The 1436-nt window shown below is 63.0% G+C and carries 1 protein-coding gene; it reads right to left on the reverse strand.

What is annotated here, in order from left to right:
• Positions 1 to 1436: primary-amine oxidase (locus tag E1809_RS26440; protein ID WP_133207172.1), on the reverse strand; the 1436-nt coding region annotated here is incomplete at both ends.

Here is a 1436-nt window from a genome sequence, read left to right on the forward strand (position 1 = left end):
TGGTTGAAGAAGCCGTGGGGTTCGAGCATGAACCCGATGTTCTGCCTCGGCATGACGGGCCAGTCTTCCAGGCGCACGACGTGGTGCATGCCGAAGGTGTACCACACGACCAGGTCCTGATCCACGATGTTCCGGTCCGCCGCGGTCCAGGCCGGCAGCCCGTCCCCGCCGGTGGACTGGTTCGGGTATTCCCCGGCCGGGAACCGTTCTTCCCGGGTGTACGGGGTGACCCAGAGGTTGTTGCGGGCGAACTGGGCGCGTTGGGACACGTGCGCGCGGTCATCCGCGGCCAGGGTGATCGCGTTGTCCGGGATCAGCCGGTACGCGACCGGTTCATCCACGATGTTCCTGCTTTCGTGGTTGACGATCTTCCAGAACCGGTGCTTGGACGTGTCGGCCTTGCGGATCGCTGCCTGCTCGGTTTCCAGGAGCCGGTCCACGGCCTTGAACGCGGTGAACGTCGGGTTCTCTTCCGGGATCACGGTGTCCACCTCGTACACGGAGTTGTACACCCCGTCGATTTCGAAGTCCATGCGCACGTTGAAGATGTGCTGGTGGATCGGACCATACAGCCCATCGTTGTTCAGGTTCTGACCATACGGGCTCTTCTCGCCCGGGTGCTGACCGGCCGTGGACAGGATCCCGGTGGCCTTGACCAGGAACTCGATGGACCCGTCCAGGAACAGGTGCCAGTAGAACGCGTACTCGTAGTTCGCGACCGTGGCGATGAAGGAAATCACCAGTTTCCGGTTCCGGCGGGTCTCGGCCGTGCCCTCCCGGAAATCAAAATGCTTCCACAAAATCGAGTCGTCTTCTTCGTGCATGCAGATCGCGTTCTCGATCGTCAACGGGTTACCGTGACTGTCGGTGGTGATGCCGTCGAAGTACTTGATCTCCCCGGTGCAGTCACAGCCCAGGGTCAACGAGTTGGCCATGTTGCCGATGTTGTACTCGCCCGAGTCGAACGCGTTCTTCTTCGCCTGCACCGGGGCCGGGTCACCATACGGGACAACCATCTCGGCCAGCGAAGCACGGTTGATCACCGGACGCTCCACGCCCTGGTCACGGAACTTCAGCTGATGCAGCACCAGGCCCTCACGCGGGGTGAACCCCACCCGGAAGGACCAGTCCGCCCACCGCACATGGTTGCCCGTGACCGTGAACGAGGCCCCCTCGGGCTGCGTGATGGAAATCGGCTTCAAATCCGTCCGGGCCTCCCCGACGTACTTGGGCAGGTAATTACCCCGCGCGGCCGGGACCGGGATCGCCTCGTTGTCATCAATCCTCGCCACCTGGCCCGAGGACAGGTCATAGATCACCACCAGGTTCTCGATCGGGTGCGCGTACGGGGAATCATCCGGCTCATCCCGCACGAACACCAGGGCACGCATCAGACGCCGGCCCTGGGCATCCTCACCGAACCAGCCCACACTCCA

The organism is Arthrobacter terricola (genome assembly GCF_004354015.1).
In the GTDB taxonomy this organism is placed as follows: Bacteria; Actinomycetota; Actinomycetes; order Actinomycetales; family Micrococcaceae; genus Arthrobacter; species Arthrobacter terricola.